At 40.2% G+C, this 3,100-nt stretch carries 4 protein-coding genes; all 4 read right to left on the bottom strand.

The window, feature by feature from the left end; genetic code table 11:
- Nucleotides 1–764 (bottom strand): transposase (locus tag L693_RS0109855; protein ID WP_025717125.1); only part of this gene is annotated, 764 nt, incomplete at its 3' end.
- Between the two features lie 104 nt (nucleotides 765–868).
- Nucleotides 869–1,360, bottom strand: coding sequence for a hypothetical protein (locus tag L693_RS0109850; RefSeq protein WP_025717124.1), 492 nt, complete (start codon nucleotides 1,358–1,360; stop codon nucleotides 869–871).
- Nucleotides 1,361–1,565: 205 nt separating this feature from the next.
- Nucleotides 1,566–2,033, bottom strand: coding sequence for a DUF2691 family protein (locus tag L693_RS0109845; RefSeq protein WP_025717123.1), 468 nt, complete (start codon nucleotides 2,031–2,033; stop codon nucleotides 1,566–1,568).
- A gap of 208 nt (nucleotides 2,034–2,241) precedes the next feature.
- Complete coding sequence (locus L693_RS0109840; protein ID WP_025717122.1) at nucleotides 2,242–2,991, bottom strand: metallophosphoesterase family protein; 750 nt, start codon at nucleotides 2,989–2,991, stop codon at nucleotides 2,242–2,244.
- Nucleotides 2,992–3,100: the final 109 nt, after the last annotated feature.

Raw genomic sequence — 3,100 nt, 5'->3', positions numbered from 1 at the left:
TGGCGGCACTTTTCCACTTCGGCCGCGAGCCGTTTGGTCCATTTCATTTTTCCGGCGTAGCCGATGCCTCGCTTCTCCCATAAGGCGTAGAAGTCTTCTCCGCCAAAGCCTTTGTCGAAACGGGCGTACTTGACGGCTTGGCCTTCAAGCAGAGCGAGCGTCTGCTCTACAAATGGCGAGGCTTTCGTGGAGGAATGGGTGTTTCCGGCACGCAGGACGGCATTCAGGCAGAGACGAGATTGGCCTTCGAAGGCTAAGAGCGGATGGTAGCTTTTGCGTCCGGGTTTGTGCGAGTTTGTTCCTTTTGCGGCATTCGCCTGATCGCCGTACACGGTCTCTACGGTAGAGTCCAAATCCAGGATAAGCGATGTTGGCAGGCAAGGACGAATAAGGTCACGGTCGATGGACCGAAGCTCATCCAGGATCGTCGGGCTTTCTTTGCCTAAGCGGATGAGTTCCTTGCCCAGCAGAGAATGGTGTGGACAGCGCCCTCCGAGAAACAGGCGCAGCAGGGAGTCGTTCTGCAAACGACGGAAATGGAACAGTCGCTCGCAACCGAGCGTCCAGCCGATGAGCAGGTAGAGGAAGATGCGATGAAGGGGGAACAACCGGTTTCTCGCCTTGCTGCAAAAGATGGTTTTCAGGGCATCCGCCAGCTTGATTTTTTCCACGTATTCCAGATAGACTTTGCTTCCTCCGTAACTCGTCGATTCGTTCAGTGAGAATTCGGTCTTGATTTTGCTTACGGGTGTGGTAGACTTCACCTTACAGGTGCTCCTCTCTTTGGGTGATGTTGTTCTCGTAAACACCATTCTACCAAAGATTTGGAGACCTTTTTCGTGTTTTTAGCGATGGTTACTTTCGTAATTCAGGTTGAATTATGTATCAAATTCAAAAAATAACCTCTAAAAAGCAACTCTTCCCCTACTCCAGGAAATAACGAAGATGTAAACAACACCACCCATTCAAAATCTGAAAAATGAGGATTAAATATGCTATTAGTTATTGTCAAATTCCCTAAACACCATAATACAAATAATACTATGACAATGCTTCCACCACCATATAGAAAACCATTAATAAAATGCCATACTGATTTCTTCGACATACATAGACCTATACTCGATAACTGCTGCCTTTCAACTTTCAATACAACAAATAGAACAACAATTACAAAGAATAAACTTGGCGACCTTAATAGCTCAATAAACCCATTCTCTCCAAATAGTGATTTATTATTTACTTTGAGAGAAAATACAGAATTAATGACTGAGTCTAAAAAAATACTTGAAACTAATACAAATAATATTTTCCATCCCGTTCTTACACGCTTTTCCTTGTTTTTAAACAAATTAACCATTTTTTTATCCTTCTTTCTCTTAGATTTACCATGGTTTCAGATAACGTTTCTGTATTCATGAACCCCAAAGGGGTTGTCTGCTGAAATGCCTCTCCGAAATTCATTCCGCAGACCAAGGCTCCATTAGAGCCGCAGCTTGAATATTATGTTATCAGATTTCAGCGTCTTCCTTGAATTACTTACAACAATCATTTTTTGTTTTTAATCACCAAACTGATAGTCTTGTCCTTGTATCATTTTCATCAGTTATATATTCCAGAGATTTATATCCCTTTCTCTTTATGTGATCATATAAGTCCTCAAGTTTTTCAAGGTCTTTGCAGTAAACTGCTATGTACACACTATCAATCACAAGAAGAATAATCTGACACTCACTCGCAATATATTCTTCATATGACATTACATCTATTATATTTGCTCCTTTTGGATACGCCTTTAAATTCGCAAATATTAAGTAGTACTTGTTGTAATCAATAATCTTTTTAAGATCTTCTCCATCCATTCCAGTAACCATGTCTGGAAAGAGACTACCCCTTAAAGTATCATTAACAATAAAATATGACTCCTCTCCACCAATAAACCAACTGAAAGTAGTTATATCTATTGGCTTTAAAATCTCTCCAAGATGGTTTCCATAAGAATTTGGAATTTCAAAACTTATGCCTCTATTCATTTAATCACCCACTTCACGCTGATTTCTGATAACGTTTGGCATTCCTGACGTTCAAGCAGCTTAAGTGACCGAAGGGAACGGGTCGTCAGACTTAGCTGGTTGAATGTGTCGCCTGATTCCACTTCTCAGAGAATCTTCTAGGCGACCGAGGAGCGTCAGCGACGAAGCTGGAATGCATTGTTAGAAGATGTGAGCCGTCCTCCTCGAATTACATCCTAAATGCTCTCCCAGACTTTATAGCAAACGCATAATCTTTTCGTCCGTTATCTTCAGCAATTGAACTAGCTTTATCCCAATCATAGTGAATCATTACATGTTCAAAACTCCACTTTTTTGTCGCAGCAGTCTTGTAGGCAATGACATATTCAGCATAAGGTGAGTTTGATTCCATCACATGTGGATATGGCAATTCATCATCATAGGCAGGCAAACCTACACTACCTGCATTTATAATTAACTTACCATTCGATAAATAAGCCGTTCTAAACACATGACTGTGTCCACAAAATATATAGTTCTGCGGAACTTTCTCAAGTTCCATTGAGAGATGATCGAGACTCTTATATCTAACACCATCTTCATCTACTTCTTCTAACAAATACTGGTCATTTAAAAATGGGGTTCCATGACAAAACAAAAGGTCTTCAATTACCCATGTCTTTTTAAACGAACTAATCCAGTTCTTGATCTCATTATTTAGTAATGGTTTTACAAATTTATAGGTAGCTAAATTACTTTCTTCTTTTAAAAGAATTTCGTCACAATTCCCCATAATATTTATTATATTTTTGTTGTCCAATAATTGTTTAGCGGTACCTAATGGATCAATGGGACCGAACAAACTATCTCCTAAATTCACTATTAATTGAATGTCCCGTACTGAAATATCCTTTAGTACAGCTTCTAATGCAAAACTATTACTATGAATATCTGAAATAATTGCGATTGACTCATGCATAAGTTCTCTCCTAACTAATTTTTAACGGCCATTTCTTCTAACGTTCCCCTATTCACGACGCCTGGCGAATGCCAGGTGTGTCCGGCCGCCTCTTCTTCCCTGAAATCCC

It is taken from the genome of Paenibacillus sp. 1-18 (genome assembly GCF_000520755.1).
In the GTDB taxonomy this organism is placed as follows: Bacteria; Bacillota; Bacilli; order Paenibacillales; family Paenibacillaceae; genus Paenibacillus; species Paenibacillus brasilensis.
The sequence above is the reverse complement of the archived record's forward strand: the minus strand, read 5'-3'. Positions and strand labels throughout refer to the sequence as shown.

What these genes read in the sequence shown, in the direction of transcription:
- L693_RS0109840 (WP_025717122.1), bottom strand. Translation starts at nt 2,991, where the DNA reads ATGCATGAGTCAATCGCAATTATTTCAGATATTCATAGTAATAGTTTT.
- L693_RS0109850 (WP_025717124.1), bottom strand. Translation starts at nt 1,360, where the DNA reads ATGGTTAATTTGTTTAAAAACAAGGAAAAGCGTGTAAGAACGGGATGG.
- L693_RS0109845 (WP_025717123.1), bottom strand. Translation starts at nt 2,033, where the DNA reads ATGAATAGAGGCATAAGTTTTGAAATTCCAAATTCTTATGGAAACCAT.